Below are 854 nucleotides of genomic sequence, written 5' to 3'. Positions count from 1 at the left end.
CGCAGGATCTGGCGCAGGCCATGGCGGGCAGCGTGGGCCAGTTGCAGGCCGAGCGACAGGCCCAGGCAGCGGGCAACCCGCTCACCATCCGGCACTACCTGTGCGACCACCTGGGCACGCCGATCGGGCTGGTGGATGGCAACGGAGAGAAGGCCAGCGAGATCACCTGGGCGGCCAGCTACGGCGCCTGGGGAGACGTGCAGGAGGAATACAACCCGCACCGGATCGAGCAGAGCATCCGGTTGCAGGGCCAGCAGATCGATGCCGAGACCGGGCTGCATTACAACCGCTTCAGGTACTACGACCCTCACCTGGGGCAGTACATCACGCAGGATCCCATTGGATTGGGGGGAGGAATCAACTTATATCGTTACGTTGAAAGACCAACTACTTATATTGATCCATTGGGCTTGACAGGGAATGCTCACCAACGCGCCGTTAAACGCGGTGAGGTGAATAGACAGGCATCAATTGATGCGCAGACTGCTGGGATGCTTGAGGCGCCCAGTCATCCATTGGACAAGGTTTATGACGTGGTTAATCCGAACGAAAAAGTTTGGAAACAAGCGAGTCCTTATGACTACACACAATATTGCAAAAAATGGAGCAAAAATAAGTTAACTTGCCAGTCTGGAGATAAAGAGCCCGGCAAAGACGTTAAAACTCCTTCAGATTACATACCGGAAGAATCGATGTGGAAAAGTTCTGAAATCCCAAAGGGATACGAATGGGAACCTCTCAAAACCCATCCGGTCCCTTGTTGATCGAGAACGCGTGCTCCATCCTTTGCCATGATCACTCCCCGTAGCGCCCTGAAGTTCGACCTGTTCGCTGAGGCCTCGCGCCAACACAAG

1 protein-coding gene is annotated in these 854 nt (G+C 55.0%); it reads left to right on the top strand.

Annotated features, from left to right (window positions below; translation table 11 throughout):
* Nucleotides 1-764, top strand: a 764-nt coding sequence (locus tag AVAK2825_RS24740) for an RHS repeat-associated core domain-containing protein (RefSeq protein ID WP_284403126.1), incomplete at its 5' end; no start/stop codon positions are given.
* Nucleotides 765-854 lie beyond the last annotated feature (90 nt).

Source organism: Acidovorax sp. SUPP2825 (assembly GCF_030158995.1).
In the GTDB taxonomy this organism is placed as follows: domain Bacteria; phylum Pseudomonadota; class Gammaproteobacteria; order Burkholderiales; family Burkholderiaceae_C; genus Paracidovorax.
The sequence above is the reverse complement of the archived record's forward strand: the minus strand, read 5'-3'. Positions and strand labels throughout refer to the sequence as shown.